This window comes from Streptomyces sp. NPDC059010 (assembly GCF_042740355.1).
Classification (GTDB): Bacteria; Actinomycetota; Actinomycetes; order Streptomycetales; family Streptomycetaceae; genus Streptomyces.
Genome location: NZ_JBHYJA010000028.1, coordinates 59,564 through 73,067, shown reverse-complemented (window position 1 = coordinate 73,067; position 13,504 = coordinate 59,564). Strand labels below are relative to the sequence as shown.

13 protein-coding genes are annotated in these 13,504 nt (G+C 71.8%); 6 read left to right on the top strand and 7 right to left on the bottom strand.

What is annotated here, in order from left to right; genetic code table 11:
- The first annotated feature begins 242 nt into the window (after positions 1-242).
- The 3 genes from ACFWYS_RS28175 (at position 243) to ACFWYS_RS28165 (ending at position 3,542) form a co-directional block, all read left to right on the top strand.
- The gene (locus ACFWYS_RS28175; protein WP_384774652.1) at positions 243-1,457 is read left to right on the top strand and encodes a helix-turn-helix domain-containing protein; all 1,215 of its coding nucleotides are present in this window, start codon (positions 243-245) and stop codon (positions 1,455-1,457) included.
- A gap of 100 nt (positions 1,458-1,557) precedes the next feature.
- Positions 1,558-3,006 (top strand): purine-cytosine permease family protein, encoded by a 1,449-nt coding sequence (locus ACFWYS_RS28170; RefSeq protein ID WP_384774779.1) that lies wholly within the window; start codon positions 1,558-1,560, stop codon positions 3,004-3,006.
- Entirely contained in the window at positions 3,003-3,542 is a 540-nt protein-coding gene (locus ACFWYS_RS28165; protein ID WP_384774650.1) for a cysteine hydrolase family protein, read from the top strand. Before ACFWYS_RS28170 ends, ACFWYS_RS28165 begins: the two co-directional genes overlap by 4 nt.
- Positions 3,543-3,632: 90 nt before the next feature.
- On the opposite strand, the gene ACFWYS_RS28160 is transcribed toward ACFWYS_RS28165, so the two are convergent.
- Positions 3,633-4,997, bottom strand: a complete 1,365-nt coding sequence (locus ACFWYS_RS28160; protein WP_384774647.1) for a phosphoribosyltransferase family protein — start codon at positions 4,995-4,997, stop codon at positions 3,633-3,635.
- Positions 4,998-5,203: 206 nt separating this feature from the next.
- Here ACFWYS_RS28160 and ACFWYS_RS28155 point away from each other — a divergent pair, with 206 nt between their 5' ends.
- From ACFWYS_RS28155 to pqqB, 3 genes are all read left to right on the top strand, one after another.
- A complete protein-coding gene (locus ACFWYS_RS28155; protein ID WP_384774644.1) occupies positions 5,204-6,445 on the top strand; it encodes an acyl-CoA dehydrogenase family protein in 1,242 nt (413 codons plus the stop codon).
- A 171-nt stretch (positions 6,446-6,616) separates the two neighbouring features.
- On the top strand, positions 6,617-7,018 hold the full coding sequence (locus ACFWYS_RS28150; protein ID WP_384774641.1) for an SseB family protein: 402 nt from the start codon (positions 6,617-6,619) through the stop codon (positions 7,016-7,018).
- A 155-nt stretch (positions 7,019-7,173) separates the two neighbouring features.
- On the top strand, positions 7,174-8,079 hold the full coding sequence (gene pqqB, locus ACFWYS_RS28145; RefSeq protein ID WP_384774638.1) for a pyrroloquinoline quinone biosynthesis protein PqqB: 906 nt from the start codon (positions 7,174-7,176) through the stop codon (positions 8,077-8,079).
- Between the two features lie 37 nt (positions 8,080-8,116).
- On the opposite strand, the gene ACFWYS_RS28140 is transcribed toward pqqB, so the two are convergent.
- The 6 genes from ACFWYS_RS28140 to ACFWYS_RS28115 form a co-directional block, all read right to left on the bottom strand.
- The gene (locus tag ACFWYS_RS28140; protein WP_384774635.1) at positions 8,117-8,506 is read right to left on the bottom strand and encodes a MarR family winged helix-turn-helix transcriptional regulator; all 390 of its coding nucleotides are present in this window, start codon (positions 8,504-8,506) and stop codon (positions 8,117-8,119) included.
- An 87-nt stretch (positions 8,507-8,593) separates the two neighbouring features.
- Positions 8,594-8,944, bottom strand: coding sequence for a VOC family protein (locus tag ACFWYS_RS28135; RefSeq protein ID WP_384774632.1), 351 nt, complete (start codon positions 8,942-8,944; stop codon positions 8,594-8,596).
- Between the two features lie 195 nt (positions 8,945-9,139).
- Positions 9,140-10,171, bottom strand: a complete 1,032-nt coding sequence (locus ACFWYS_RS28130) for a LacI family DNA-binding transcriptional regulator (RefSeq protein WP_384774630.1) — start codon at positions 10,169-10,171, stop codon at positions 9,140-9,142.
- Positions 10,168-11,076, bottom strand: coding sequence for a carbohydrate ABC transporter permease (locus tag ACFWYS_RS28125; RefSeq protein ID WP_384774627.1), 909 nt, complete (start codon positions 11,074-11,076; stop codon positions 10,168-10,170). Before ACFWYS_RS28125 ends, ACFWYS_RS28130 begins: the two co-directional genes overlap by 4 nt.
- The gene (locus ACFWYS_RS28120; protein ID WP_384774624.1) at positions 11,073-11,996 is read right to left on the bottom strand and encodes a carbohydrate ABC transporter permease; all 924 of its coding nucleotides are present in this window, start codon (positions 11,994-11,996) and stop codon (positions 11,073-11,075) included. Before ACFWYS_RS28120 ends, ACFWYS_RS28125 begins: the two co-directional genes overlap by 4 nt.
- Positions 11,993-13,321, bottom strand: coding sequence for an ABC transporter substrate-binding protein (locus ACFWYS_RS28115; protein WP_384774621.1), 1,329 nt, complete (start codon positions 13,319-13,321; stop codon positions 11,993-11,995). The genes ACFWYS_RS28120 and ACFWYS_RS28115 overlap by 4 nt, the downstream gene beginning before the upstream one ends.
- Between the last annotated feature and the right edge of the window lie 183 nt (positions 13,322-13,504).

The window sequence follows — 13,504 nt, the reverse complement described above, 5'->3', positions numbered from 1 at the left end:
GCCGACCAGAAGATCCGCGGCGGGGGAGGGGAAAGGTGTCATGGGCGTGACACCTTTCCCGGGCTGCACCTCACCAGGAGCAGTCCTGTGCGCACCACGCCGGCCACCCATGCCGAGCACCCGCCCACGCCCGCCGTCCCGGCGAGCACCCTGCCCCGAAGCCGCCACCGACGGCGAGCGCATCGCCCGCGCCCGCCCACCACGGCGAGCACACGCCCCACGCCCGAGACGGAGTCACCGCGATGACGGCACCGGCCGAGACGTTCACGCGTCAGCCCTGGCACGAGCTGCCCCCGGTGCTGGCCGCGCTCATCCGCTCCCGGGCCGAAGGCATCGTCGCCGCCATGACCCGGGCGATCCGCGACGAGGTGCCCGCCTACCGCCGCTCGCTCGACTCCGCGCTCGGCCGCGACCTGACCGAGTCGATCCGCCGGGCCGTGCTGCAGTTCGCGGAGCTGATCGAGCACCCCGACAGCGCGCAGGACCATCACCTGGACCACTTCCGGCACCTGGGCCGCATCGAGTTCCTCAACGGCCGCACCACGGACGCCCTCCAGGCCGCCTTCCGGGTCGGCGCCCGCGTGGGCAGCCGCCGCTACGCCGAGTTCGTGCAGGAGGCCTCGCTGCCGCCCGGGACCGTCCTGACCCTGCACGAGGCCGTGCTGATCCACATCAACGCCCTGTCCAACGAGTCGGTGAAAGGCTTCCTCGCGGCGCAGCTGCGCTCGGAAGGAGAGGTGAAGCGTGCCCGCCGGGCGCTGGTGGAACGGCTGCTGGAGCCGCCGCGCGGAAAAGAGCGCGCACCGCTGGGACCGCTGGCCGAGCGCGCCCGCTGGGCGGTGCCGGACGCCGTCGCGGCGGTGGTGGTGCGGTCGGCAGGGCCCTTCTCCGTGCCCGGCGCGGACGGTGAACTGCTCTCCCTCGGCCGGGGCAGCGACCTCGTCCTGATCGTGCCCGAACCGGAGACCGGCCGACTGCTCGACCGGGTGCGGGACGCCGCCCGGGGCCGGGTCGCCGTCGTGGGCCCGGCCGTTCCCCCGCACGAGACATGGCTGTCCCTCCAATGCGCCCGCCTCGCCCTCGACCGGCGCGCCGAACTGCCGGCGGAACCGGCCGACGGGGCCTTCCTGCGGGTCGACGACGAACTGGCGGAGCTGCATCTGCTCAGGGGCGCCCCCATCGGGCAGCTGCTCGGCCGACGGGTCCTGGGCGTCTTCGCGGACCTGCCCCACGGACGCGCCGCCCGACTCGCCGAGACCCTGGACGCCCTGCTGATGTCCTGGGGACGTACGGCCCCCGAGGTCGCCCACGCGCTCGGCATCCATCCGCAGACCGCCCGCAAGCGACTGCGCCAGCTGGAGGCGCTGTTCGGCGACCGGCTCGGCGACCCGCGCTTCCGGTTCGAGGCACTGCTGGCGCTGCGCACCCATGCGCTGCGGGCCACCACCGCAGGCTGACCATCCGCGTCTTCCCCGGCCGGGTGAGCGATGCGACCATGCCGGGGTGATCACTACGCCCGACCCACGCGACGACCGACCCCCGGCCCGAAGACTCCAGATGGAGACCCACGGCCTCGACGTGATCGCCGACGCCGACCGCAAAGGCACGCCCCGCACCCTCTTCTGGCCCTGGTTCGGCGCCAACGTGTCGATCCTCGGCCTGAGTTACGGCGCCTTCGCACTCGGCTTCGGGATCTCCTTCTGGCAGGCGCTGGCCGCCGGAGTCGTCGGCATCGTCTTCTCGTTCCTGCTGTGCGGATTCATCGCCGTGGCGGGCAAGCGCGGCTCTGCCCCGACGATGGTGCTCGGCCGCGCCGCCTACGGGGTGCGCGGCAACCGGCTGCCGTCGGTGATCTCCTGGATCCTCACCGTCGGCTGGGAGACCGTGCTCTGCGCCCTGGCCACCATGGCCACCGCGACGGTGTTCGACCGGCTCGGCTGGGGCGGCGGAACCGAGACCAAGGTGGTCGCACTCGTCCTGGTGGGGGCGCTGACCGTCGTGGTCGGCGTCATGGGCTTCGACCTGATCATGCGGCTGCAGACCCTGATCACCGTGGTCACGGGCGTACTCACCGTCGTCTACGTCGTCCTCGTCGCCGACCACGTCCACTGGTCCGCCGTCAGCGCCGTACCGGCCGGCTCCGCCCAGGAGTTCATCGGCGCCCTCGTCTTCATGATGACCGGATTCGGCCTCGGCTGGGTCAACGCCGCCGCCGACTACTCCCGCTATCTGCCGCGCACCGCGTCGAGCCGCGGCGTGATCGGCTGGACCGCCTTCGGCGCGTCACTGGCCCCCCTGCTCCTGCTGGTCTTCGGACTCCTGCTGGCAGGCTCCTCCAGCGAACTCAACGCCGCCGTCGCCGCCGACCCGATCGGTGCGCTGACCACCATCCTGCCGACCTGGTTCCTGGTCCCGTTCGCCGTCGTCGCCGTCCTCGGCCTGGTCGGCGGAGCGGTCCTGGACATCTACTCGTCCGGTCTGGCCCTGCTCTCGGCCGGCCTGCGCGTGCCGCGCTACATGGCCGCCCTGTTCGACGGCGTCCTGATGATCGCGGGCTCGATCTACATCGTCTTCGTCGCCGACGACTTCCTCGGCCCGTTCATGGGCTTCCTCACCACGCTCGGCGTCCCCATCGCCGCCTGGTGCGGCATCATGCTCGCCGACCTGGCGCTGCGCCGCCGCGACTACGACGAGCCCGACCTCTACCGCCCGACCGGCCGCTACGGCGACGTACCGCTCACCCCGCTGCTCCTGACCCTCACGGCCACCGCCCTCGGCTGGGGCCTGGTCACCAACGCGACGGCGAACTGGCTGGAGTGGCAGGGCTATCTGCTCGGCCCGCTGGGCCTCGGCGGCAGGTCCGGCGACTGGGCCTACGCCAACCTCGGCGTCCTCGCGGCCCTCGCCCTCGGCTTCCTCGGCACGCTGGTGCTGCGGCGCGGACGGGTCCGGGCCCAGGAGGCACAGGCACCGAGCCCGACGGCGGACGAAGGGGCGACGGTATGACCACCGGGCTGCTCACCGTCATCGACATGCAGCGCGTCTTCGCCGAGCCCGACAGCCCCTGGGCCACCCCTCGATTCGCCGATGCCGCGACGGGCGTACGCCGTCTGCTGCCGGCCTTCGGGGACCGGGTCACGTTCACCCGCTTCGTGGCACCCGCCGAACCGGACGGCGCCTGGCGGGCGTACTACGAACGCTGGCCCTTCGCCCTGCAACCCCCGCAGGCCCGGCTCTGGGAGCTCACCGACGAGTTCGCCCCCCACGCACGGCATGTGCTGGACGCCGGCACATTCAGCAAATGGACCCCGGAACTGGCCCGCCGCGCCACCCCGGAGGGCCGCCTGGTGCTGACCGGCGTCAGCACCGACTGCTGCGTCCTGTCGACGGCCCTGGCCGCCGCGGACGCGGGCGTCGAGGTGAGGGTCGTCGCCGACGCCTGCGCGGGAGCGGACGACGACACCCACGCGAAGGCGTTGCAGGTGCTGGACCTGTACCGGCCGTTGATCCGGGTGACGACGGTCGCCGAGCTGCTGGCGTAGACGGCCTGGGCGGGCGGTGGGGCGGAGGCGTCGGCCGGGCCGACGTAGGTGAACAGCCCGTCGGCCGCCGTCGAGAACCGGCCGCCCGGCCTACGCGGAACGGCGCGGCGTCCCCGTGGTGGGCCGGTCGAGGTGGGCGGTGAACCAGGCGCGGGCCAGTTCGGCGACGGTGGTGAGGGTGCCGGGTTCCTCGAACAGGTGGGTGGCGCCGGGGACGACGGCGATCCGGTGCTCGCAGTGCATCCGGTCGGCGGCCAGGCGGTTGAGGCTGAGCACCTGGGTGTCACGGCTGCCGACGATCAGCAGCGTCGGCGCCCGCAGCCGGGTCAGCGCCGCCGGGGTGGCGAGGTCGGGGCGGCCGCCCCGGGAGACGACCGAGCGGACGTCGGACCCGGACAGGGCGGCCGCCTCCAGCGCGGCGGCGGCTCCGGTACTGGCCCCGAAATAGGCGACGGGCAGACCGGTCTCACCGCGCAGCCACATGGACGCGGCGTGCAGCCGCCGGGCCAGCAGCAGGATGTCGAAGACGTTGTGCCGGTCGTGCGCCTCGTCGTCGGTGAGGAGATCCAGCAGCAGGGTGGCCAGGCCCGCGCGGTTGAGGGCGGTGGCGACATACCGGTTGCGCGGGCTGTGCCGGCTGCTTCCACTGCCGTGCGCGAACGCCACCGCCGCCGACGCCTCGTCCGGCACGACCAGGCGGGCGCCCACCCGCGCGCCCGCGGCCGGGATCCGCACCTCGCGGTCCGACGGCGAGGCGTGCCCCACCGGCTTCGGCGGAGCCGGGGCCTCGGGGGACGGCGCGGCGGGGGAGCGGGGCGTGGCGCGGGCGGCCTCCGCGAGCAGGGACGTGACCTCGGCGTCCGAGACCTGGGCGAAGTCCCGGTACCAGGCGCCCACCGAGCCGAGGACCCGGTGCGTGTGCGGGCAGACCACCTCGTCGGCCACCCGCCGCAGCCGGGCGACGCTGTGGCTCGCCCCGACCGGCACGGCCAGCACGATCCGTGCCGCGCCCTGATCCCGTACGACGCGACAGGCGGCCTCGGCCGTGGCGCCGGTGGCTAGGCCGTCGTCCACGACGACCGCCGTACGCCCGGTGACCGGCAGCGCGGCCCGCTCCTGCCGGTAGCTGCGCACCCGCCGTTCCAGCTCGCCCCGCTCGGCCTTTTCCACGGCCTCCCGCTCGCCGGCGTTCAGCCCGGCCGCGTCGATCACATCCCGGTTCAGGACCCGGACCTGGTGCTCGCCGATCGCCCCGAAGCCCCACTCCGGCTGCCCGGGCACCCCCAGCTTGCGCACCACCAGGACATCCAGCGGGGCGTCGAGACGCCGGGCCACCTCGGCCGCCACGGGGACGCCGCCTCGCGGCAGCCCCAGCACCACCACATCCCGACCGCGCAGCTCCGCCAGCCGCCCGGCCAGCAGCCGCCCGGCCGCCCTGCGGTCGTCGTAACGCATACACCGCCTCCCGCGCCCACCAGGGCGGGAGCCTGTCCCGTCCTTCTCAGGCTACGACTGTTCGCCCGCGACCGACGCGGGCCGTCCCGTGGCCTCGGCACTTGGCGATTTCGCGTCGGTACCCCACGGCAGTTGCCGTGTTCAATCACCTGTATCGCGTCCCGCATCACGGCACGAACGGACGGCCCCACACGTCAGGAGGCATCGTGATCGCCGCTCCCGAGCCCGCACTGACCGAACGCGACATCGTCGAACGCGCCGCGAACCTGCGGCCCGTGCTGCTCGAACGCCAGCCGGAGACCGAACGGCTGACGCACTACCCCAAGGACACCCACGACGACTTCCTGAGGGCCGGCTTCTACCGGATCCTCCAGCCGCGCCGGTACGGCGGCTACGAGTTCGGCCTGCCCACCTTCTACCGCGTGGTCACCGAGATCGCCCGCGGCTGTCCCTCCACCGGCTGGGCCCTTTCGCTCACCGCGGCCCACGTCCTCCAGGTCGCCGCGCTCTTCGGGGAGAAGGCGCAGGACGAGATCTTCGGCACCGACGGCGACTTCCGGGCCGCGTCCACCGTCGCGCCCATCGGCATCGCACAGCCCGACGACGATGGCCACGTCATGCTCGACGGCACCTGGCCGTACTCCTCCGGCTCCCCGTACTCCACCCACTACGTCGGCCAGACCCTGCGCGCCCCCGACCGGCCCGGCGCCCCGCCCGGACCGCCGGTGCTGTTCGTCGCCCCGCGCTCGGTGTGGACGGTCCTCGACGACTGGCACGGCGTCCTCGGCCTGCGCGGCAGCGGCTCCAACAGTGTCCACATGGAAAAGGCCCGTATCCCCGAGTACCTCACCTGCGAGGCGAGCCTGCTCGACCTGCCCGTCGAGGGCGGCAGCGTCGGCTACGAACTGCACGGCAACCCCATGTACGCCGGCCGGGCGCCGAGCTTCTTCCACGGCGAACTGGCCGCCATCATGATCGGCACCGCCCACGCCGCCGCCGACGAGTACGCCCGCGCCGTCACCGACCGCCCCCTGCTCCTCGAACCCCACCGCACCCGCGCCGAACTCCACGACTACCAGCGCCACCTCGGCGAGGCCCTCGGCGTGATCCACACGGCCGAGGCGGCACTGCGGCACACGGCCCAGGAATGGATGGAGACCTGCCGGCGCAACGTCACCGGAGAGGCCCCCTTCACCGCGGCCGAGGACAACCGCCTCGCGCTCATGTTCCTGAACGCGGGCCGGATGGCCTGGGACATCCTCCAGGGCACCCTCTTCCGCACGGCCGGCTCCCGGCACGCGCGCGACGGCGAGCGGATGCAGCGTTACTTCCGGGACGCGGCCACGTACTGGACCCATGTGGGCCCCAGCATGGCCGAGCCCCTCGCCCGCCGGGTCGGCTGCGACCGCCTGGGGATCCCGTCAGGCGACATCCCGCTGATCCCGTGACCTGCGGATGCTCCCGCGCACGGCGGACCACGCCCGTCCCGGCCCGTGGCCGGTCTTAGGAATGCTCCAGTCCGGATCGGGTACGTGAGCAGGGCCGCGCCGGGGTTGGGCACCGCTCCCGCGATCATGCCCCGGGCGGACCGCACTACCGCCGCTGACAGGGGATCTGCCATGGACACACCCGCGAACCACTACACCGCCACTCCGGCCCGCCGGGCGCTGGACGCGCTGGCCGGGAACACCGAGGACAGGACGGCGATGGACACGCTCGCCGGCAGCGACGTCCTCGTCCCCGTGCCCGACGACGCCAGCGAGGCGGACGCCACCGACCCCGGCGCCGTGGCGCTGCCGGTCATAGAGCAGGCGGGCGGCGAGCCGGTCGTCCCCGTCTTCACCTCCGAGCCCGCGATGGCGGAGCTGCTGCCCTTCGTCTCCCGCTACCGCCTGGTGCCCCTCGGCGCCCTCGCCTCGCAGTGGCCCGCCGACGAACTGGCCCTGGCCATCGACGCCGGCTCGCCCCACCCCCTCACCCTGACCTCGGAGGGCGTACGGACCCTGCTCGCCCGCCCGTGATCACACCGAGGGCGGGCGGCGGCCCCGGGGGCACCGGCACCATCGGTGTCCCCTGCCGTCGATGAACGCCCCCTGAGCATCCCTGAGCGCCCCCATCCCGGTCGGCCCGTGAAGGTCGGCCGGAACTGCTCCCCGTCGCGGGGTGGTTCGGCCGTATGGAGAGGGAAGATCCCACCGGGAGGGCCGACGCGAAGGGATGGGGGGTCGTCTTGAGGGTCGTCCTGCTCGGCACTGCCGCGGGAGGCGGTTTCCCACGATGGAACTGCGCCTGCGCCAGGTGCGCCGCCGCCCGTGACGGCAAATTGCCCACCCGCACCCCGGAGTGCGCGGCCGTCACCGGCAACTCCCGGGACTGGTGGCTGCTGAACACCTCGCCCGACATCCGCGGCCAGCTCAACGCCGCCTCCGCCCTCTGGCCGGGACCGCAGGTCACGCCGGTGCGGGGAGTCCTGCTCACCGACGCCGAGCCCGACCATCTGGCGGGCCTGGCCGTGCTGCGGGCGGCTGCCGGGCTCAAGACCTACGCGGCCCCGCCGGTGCTCGCCGCCCTGGCCCCGGCGCGGGCGGCCCTCGACCGTGACGCCCCGTGGGAGTGGGCGGACAGCCTGACCGAGGGCGGCTTCGTGCTGGCCGGCGGCCTGGTCGTCACGGCGCACCCGGTCGCCGGTGCGGCGCCGACGTATGTGCCGGGCCGGGCGAAGGACCGCGGTTGGGTGACGGCGTACCGGATCGAGGACCTGGCCACCGGAGGGGTCCTCGTGTACGCACCGCGCGTGAGCACCTGGGCCCCGACGCTGGACGACCTCGTCGCTTCCGCGGACTGTGCCGTCCTGGACGGCACGCACTTCACCACGGACGAGGCGGGGCGGGCCGGGCGCCATCTGCCCGTCTCGGGACCGGGCGGCAGCCTCACCGCCCTGGCCCGCCACCCGCAGGCCCGCCGGATCTACACCCACCTCGCCGACACGAACCCCCTGCTGGACCCCGGCTCGCCGGCCCGCTCACAGGTGTCCGGGACCGGCGTCGAAATCCTGCCGGACGGGACCGAGTTCGTGCTCTAGCCGCCCGCGACCCGCCGTCCTTCTACGACCTACGACGTCAGCCGCTCAGCATCCGGGCCAGCACATCGCGCTGCAGGGGCAGCACCTCGCTGTGCAGATCGCGGCCCTTGCGGGTCAGGGTGACGAACACGCCGCGCCGGTCCTCCACACAGACGGAGCGCTCCACCAGGCCGTCCTTCTCCAGCCGGCCGATCAGCCGGGACAGCGCGCTCTGGCTGAGATGGACCCGTCCGACCAGGTTGTGCACCCGGCACTGGTCGCCCTCCTCGGGTGAGGCCGCCGCCAGGATGTCCAGCACCTCGAAGTCGCTGGCGCCCAGCCCGTGCGGGTGCAGCACGCGGTCGATCTCGCACATGGTGCGCGCGTGCACCGACAGGATGTCCCGCCACCGGTCTTCGAGCCCTGCGTCGGCCGTCTTCGCTGCCATACCGGCACGGTAGCACCGATTCAGCCATTTATTGAGTGTGCAACTAGTGCATGTGCAATTTGTGCCCGGGTGCCGACGGATACGGGCTCAGGCGGCCGGATCCTGGAGGATCCCGACGAGATTGCCGTCGGCGTCCTTCACGGAGGCGATCAGCCTGCCGCCGCCGACGTCCTTCACGTCCTGCAGCGTCTCGGCACCCGCCGCCAGCAGGGCCGCGAGGGTCGCCCTGATGTCGGTCACATGCCAGTAGGGGACCGGGCCGGTCATGCCCTTCGCGTGCCCGTTGGGGTCCAGGCCGACGTCCTGGCCGGCCTCCTTGAAGCCGACGTAGTACGGCTCGTCCGCATACGGCTCCGTGCCCAGCAGGGCGCTGAACAGGGCCTTCGCCCGGTCGAGGTCCTTGACGGGGTAGATGATCGTGTTGACTCCGGCGGTCATGGCGTCCTCCTCGGTGAAGCGTGGTCCGACGTGTCCCGTCGGTGGTTTCACGCTAGGACGGGGGAGCGGGTCCGGACTTCTCGATTCCTGACCGATCGCCCGCCGACTCCACACCTATCGCCCGCCGACCGCACGCCGAGGGCGCGCCGACGGCTCGATCACCGTGCGACGCGCCCTCGTGGCCGGCTCGCGCCGTTACGTGGACTCCCGCTTCACCAGCTCCGTCGGCAGGATCACCGCCGCCGGGTCCTCACCGCCTATCTGCGCCAGCAGCACCCGCACCATCTCCGCGCTGATCCGGTCCCAGGGCTGCCGGATCGTGGTGAGCTCGGGGCGGGCGGCCAGCGCGGCGGGCGAGTCGTCGAATCCGCCGACCGCGACGTCCTGCGGCACCCGGCGCCCGGCCCGCTCCAGGGCCGTCAGCACACCCTGCGCCATCAGGTCGGACGCGACGAACACGGCGTCCATGTCCGGCGCCTGCCCCAGCAGCCGCTCGGCCCCCGCCTCACCGCTGGCCCGGCTGTAGTCGCCGGACACGACGAGCCGGTCGTCGAACTCGATGCCCGCCTCGGCGAGCACCTCCTTGTAGCCGGCGAGCCGCTCCACACCGCCCGGCGTGTCCAGCGGACCGGTGACCACGCCGATACGGCGACGGCCGACCGACAGCAGATGGCGCACCATGTCCCGGGCGCCGTCCCGGTCGTCCGCGGCCACATAGCTGACCTTGGAACCGAGCCCGATCGGCTTGCCGCAGGCCACCAGCGGCACACCCGCCTCACGCAGCTCCTCCGCCACAGGATCACCGGAGTGGCTGGACACCAGCAGGACCCCGTCCACATGCCCGGCCGTGATGTACCGCGTGATGCGCCGCCGTTCGTCCTGCGTGCCCGCCAGCATCAGCAGCAGCGGGATGTCGTGCGCGGCCAGCGCCTGGGTGCAACCGCGCAGCAGGACATTGAAGTTGGGGTCCTCGAAGAACTTCTCCTGCGGCTCGGTCAGCAGGAAGCCGATCGAGTCCGACCGCCCGGTGATCAGCGAGCGGGCATGCCGGTTGACGACGTAACCGGTCTTGCGGATCGCCGCGTTGACCGCCTCCTGGGCGGTCGGGCTGACGTAGTGCCCGCCGTTGAGCACGCGCGAGACGGTGCCCCTTGAGACTCCGGCCTCGCGCGCCACGTCGTGGATCGTCGGCGGTCTGCGTCGGCCCCCCGTGTTGCTCATGGTCATGACTTTACGGCTCCGGAGAGCAGATCGAGGCTCCAGAACCGCTGGACGACCAGGAAGAGCGCCACCAGCGGGATCACCGCGAGGAACGCGCCGGTGATCACCAGCGTGTACAGCGCCGGGGTGTTGGCGCCCTGTTCGAGGAGCGTGAACAGACCCAGCGTGATCGGGAACTTCTCGTCGTCGCTGAGCATGATGTACGGCAGCAGGAAGTTGTTCCACACGGCCACGAACTGGAACAGGAACACCGTCACCAGGCCCGGCACCATCATCGGCAGCGCGATCCGGGTGAAGATCCGCCACTCGCTCGCGCCGTCCATCCGCCCCGCCTCGACCACGTCAGCGGGGACGGCGGCAGCGGCGTAGATCCGCGAGAGGTAGACGCCGTACGGCGAGAGGAGCTGCGGCAGCAGTACGGCCAGGTACGAGTCCGTCAGGTCGGCCTTGGCCAGCAGCAGGTACTGCGGGACGGCGAGGATGACCGGCGGCATGAGCACACCTGCGAGCAGCACGTTGAAGAGCGTCTCGCGGCCCCGGAAGCGGTAGGTCGCCAGCGCGTAGCCGCTGAACGCCGACACACATGTCGACAGCAGCGCGCCCAGACCGGCGTACAGGGCGGAGTTGGCCATCCACTGCCAGTACACACCGTCCCGGTAGGCGCTCAGATCCGAGAGGTTGTCGGCGAACCCGCTGCCCGGCAGGAAGGTGAACGTGGAGAACAGCTCGCTGCCGGACTTGGTCGCCGCGATCACCACCCACGCCACGGGCAGCAGACAGTACAGCGCGCCCAGCAGCAGCGTGACCGTCGGGACCAGCGCGATCCGGCGGCGCAGCGGCGGCCGGCTCTGGTCCGTGCCGGGCGTGACGCCCGCGGCCGTGTCGGTCTTGGTGACGGCGAGGGAGCTCATCGGGCCGCCTCCTGCTTGTTACGACGGTTCGCGGCCCGCAGGAACCCGAAGGAGAGCAGCAGCGTCGCGAGGGCGATGATCGTCGCCTGGGCGGCCGCCGCGTAGATGTCGCCCTTGCCGAAGGCGTCCTGGTACACGTTCATCAGCGGACTCCAGGTCGTGGACACGGAGTTGGTGAGCGGCTTCAGCGTGGTCGGCTCGTTGAACACCTGGAGCGTGGCGATGATCGAGAAGAAGAAGGTCAGCACCAGCGAGGGCGCCACCATCGGGATCTTGATCTTCAGCGCGATCTGCACCGGCGTGGCACCGTCCAGCCTGGCCGCCTCGTACACCTCGGCCGGGATGGCCTGCAGCGAGGTGTAGATGACGATCATGTTGAAGCCGGTGCCGCCCCAGACCGCGATGTTCGACAGGGCGAGGTAGAGCGGGCCGCCGTCGAGGAGGTCCGGCTGCGGCAGGCCCAGCTTCTCCAGCACGTAGTAGAAGGGGCTGACGTCCGGCAGGTACAGAAAGCCCCACAGCAGTGCGGCGACCACGCCGGGGATGGCGTACGGGAGGAAGATCGCGAGCCGGGTGAAGGGCGCGAGCCGCACCTTCTCGGAGTCCAGCATCAGCGCGAACAGCAGGGCGAGGCCCAGCATCACCGGCACCACGATGCAGCCGTAGCCGAGCACGCGCAGCGCGCCCGACACGAGTTCGCTGTCGGTGAGGGCGTCCGTGTAGTTCTCCAGGCCGGCCCAGACCTCCTTGCGGGCACCGGAGCCGAGGCCCAGCCCGGAGACCTTCACCTTGTGGAAGCTGAGCCAGACCGCGTAGCCGATGGGCAGTGCGAAGAACAGCAGGAAGAGGACTGTTGCGGGGAGGAGGAAGGCATACGGGGCCCCCTTCACCCCGTACGCCCTCCGGCTTGTGCTGGTCACTCGGAGACCTCGAAGCCCTGCTTCTTCAGGTCGGCGACCGTGTCGTCCTGCACGGTGTTCAATGCGGCGACGAAGTCCGACTTGTCCTTGGCGGCCTTGCCGAAGGCGTCCTTGAAGGTCGTGTAGGCGACGTTCACGTTCGGGCCCCAGGCGGACGGTGCCGTGGTCTTCGCGATCTCGGCGGCCTTGGTGTAGAAGTCCGACTGGTTCGAGAAGTAGTCCGGCGGGGTGGCGAAGGCGCCGCTGGTCTGGGCGTTCGTGGCGGCCGGGTAGATGCCGCTCTCCTTGGCCAGCGCCTGGAGGGCGGCGTCGTCGGTGTTCAGCCAGGCGGCGAACTTCGCCGCGGCCGCCTTGTTCTCGGAGTCCGTGGTGACGGCGGTGGAGGAACCGCCCCAGCTGCCGGTGACGTTGGCCGACTGCGACCACTGGGGGAGCGGGGCCATGGCCCACTTGCCCTTGGTGTCGGGCGCGGCCGTGGTCAGCGTGCCCGGCGCCCACACCGCGCTGACCCAGGCGATCTGCTTGCCCGTGTTGAGCGCCTTGTTCCAGGCCGGCGTGTACATCGGCTGGTCGTCGATGGCGCCCTCCTTGACGAGGCCGCCCCAGAACCCCGCGACCTTCTGTGAGGCGGCGTCGTCGATGCCGACCTTCCACTTGTCGCCGGAGGTCGTCCACCACTTGGCGCCGGCCTGCTGGGCCAGGCCCGCGAAGAGGCCGGAGTCGGCGGCGGAGAAGGTGGTCAGGTCCTTGTCCGGGGCCTTCTTCTTCAGCGCGCGGGCCGTCTCGGCGAACTGCTCCCAGGTGGCCGGGACCGTCAGGCCGTACTTCTTGAACAGGTCCTGGCGGTAGTAGAACATCATCGGACCGATGTCCTGCGGGACCGCGTAGACCGCGTCCGTGCCCAGCGTGGTCTGCTGCCACACGCCGTCGGCGAACTTGCCCTTCGCGTCGCCGACCTCGCTCGCTATGTCGGCGACCGCGTCATTGCTGACCAGCGTCGGCAGCGCCTGGTACTCGGCCTGCACCAGGTCCGGGCCCTTGCCGGCCTTGTGCGCGGTGAGGATCTTGGTGACCAGCGTGTCGCCGGACGCCTGCTTCTTGACCGTGACCGTGATCCGGTCTTTCTTGCCCGGGCCGTTGTTCCACAGGTCGACGACCTTGTCCATGCCGGGCGTCCAGGTCCAGTACGTCAGCGCGACCGGCCCGGAGGGGTCGTCACTGGCGTCTTCGGAGCCGCAAGCGGCGAGCGTGGTGGCGCCGAGGGCGACGGCGACGGACGTGGCTGCACCTCTGACAAAGAGCCGCCGGCGCTTCGTGATGGGCATGGATCTCTCCCCTGACCTGGGGTCTCCGCCTGCTGCGAAGACCTGCCATGCTTCTGTGAGCGTTCACAGTAGAGAAACATCCCGGACACTTGTCAATGGTTGTTGCTGTGCGGTTATGTTGGGCTCGCACCGCTGATCCAGTGTGTGCACGTTCCCAAATGATCGATTAAACGGGAGAGATCC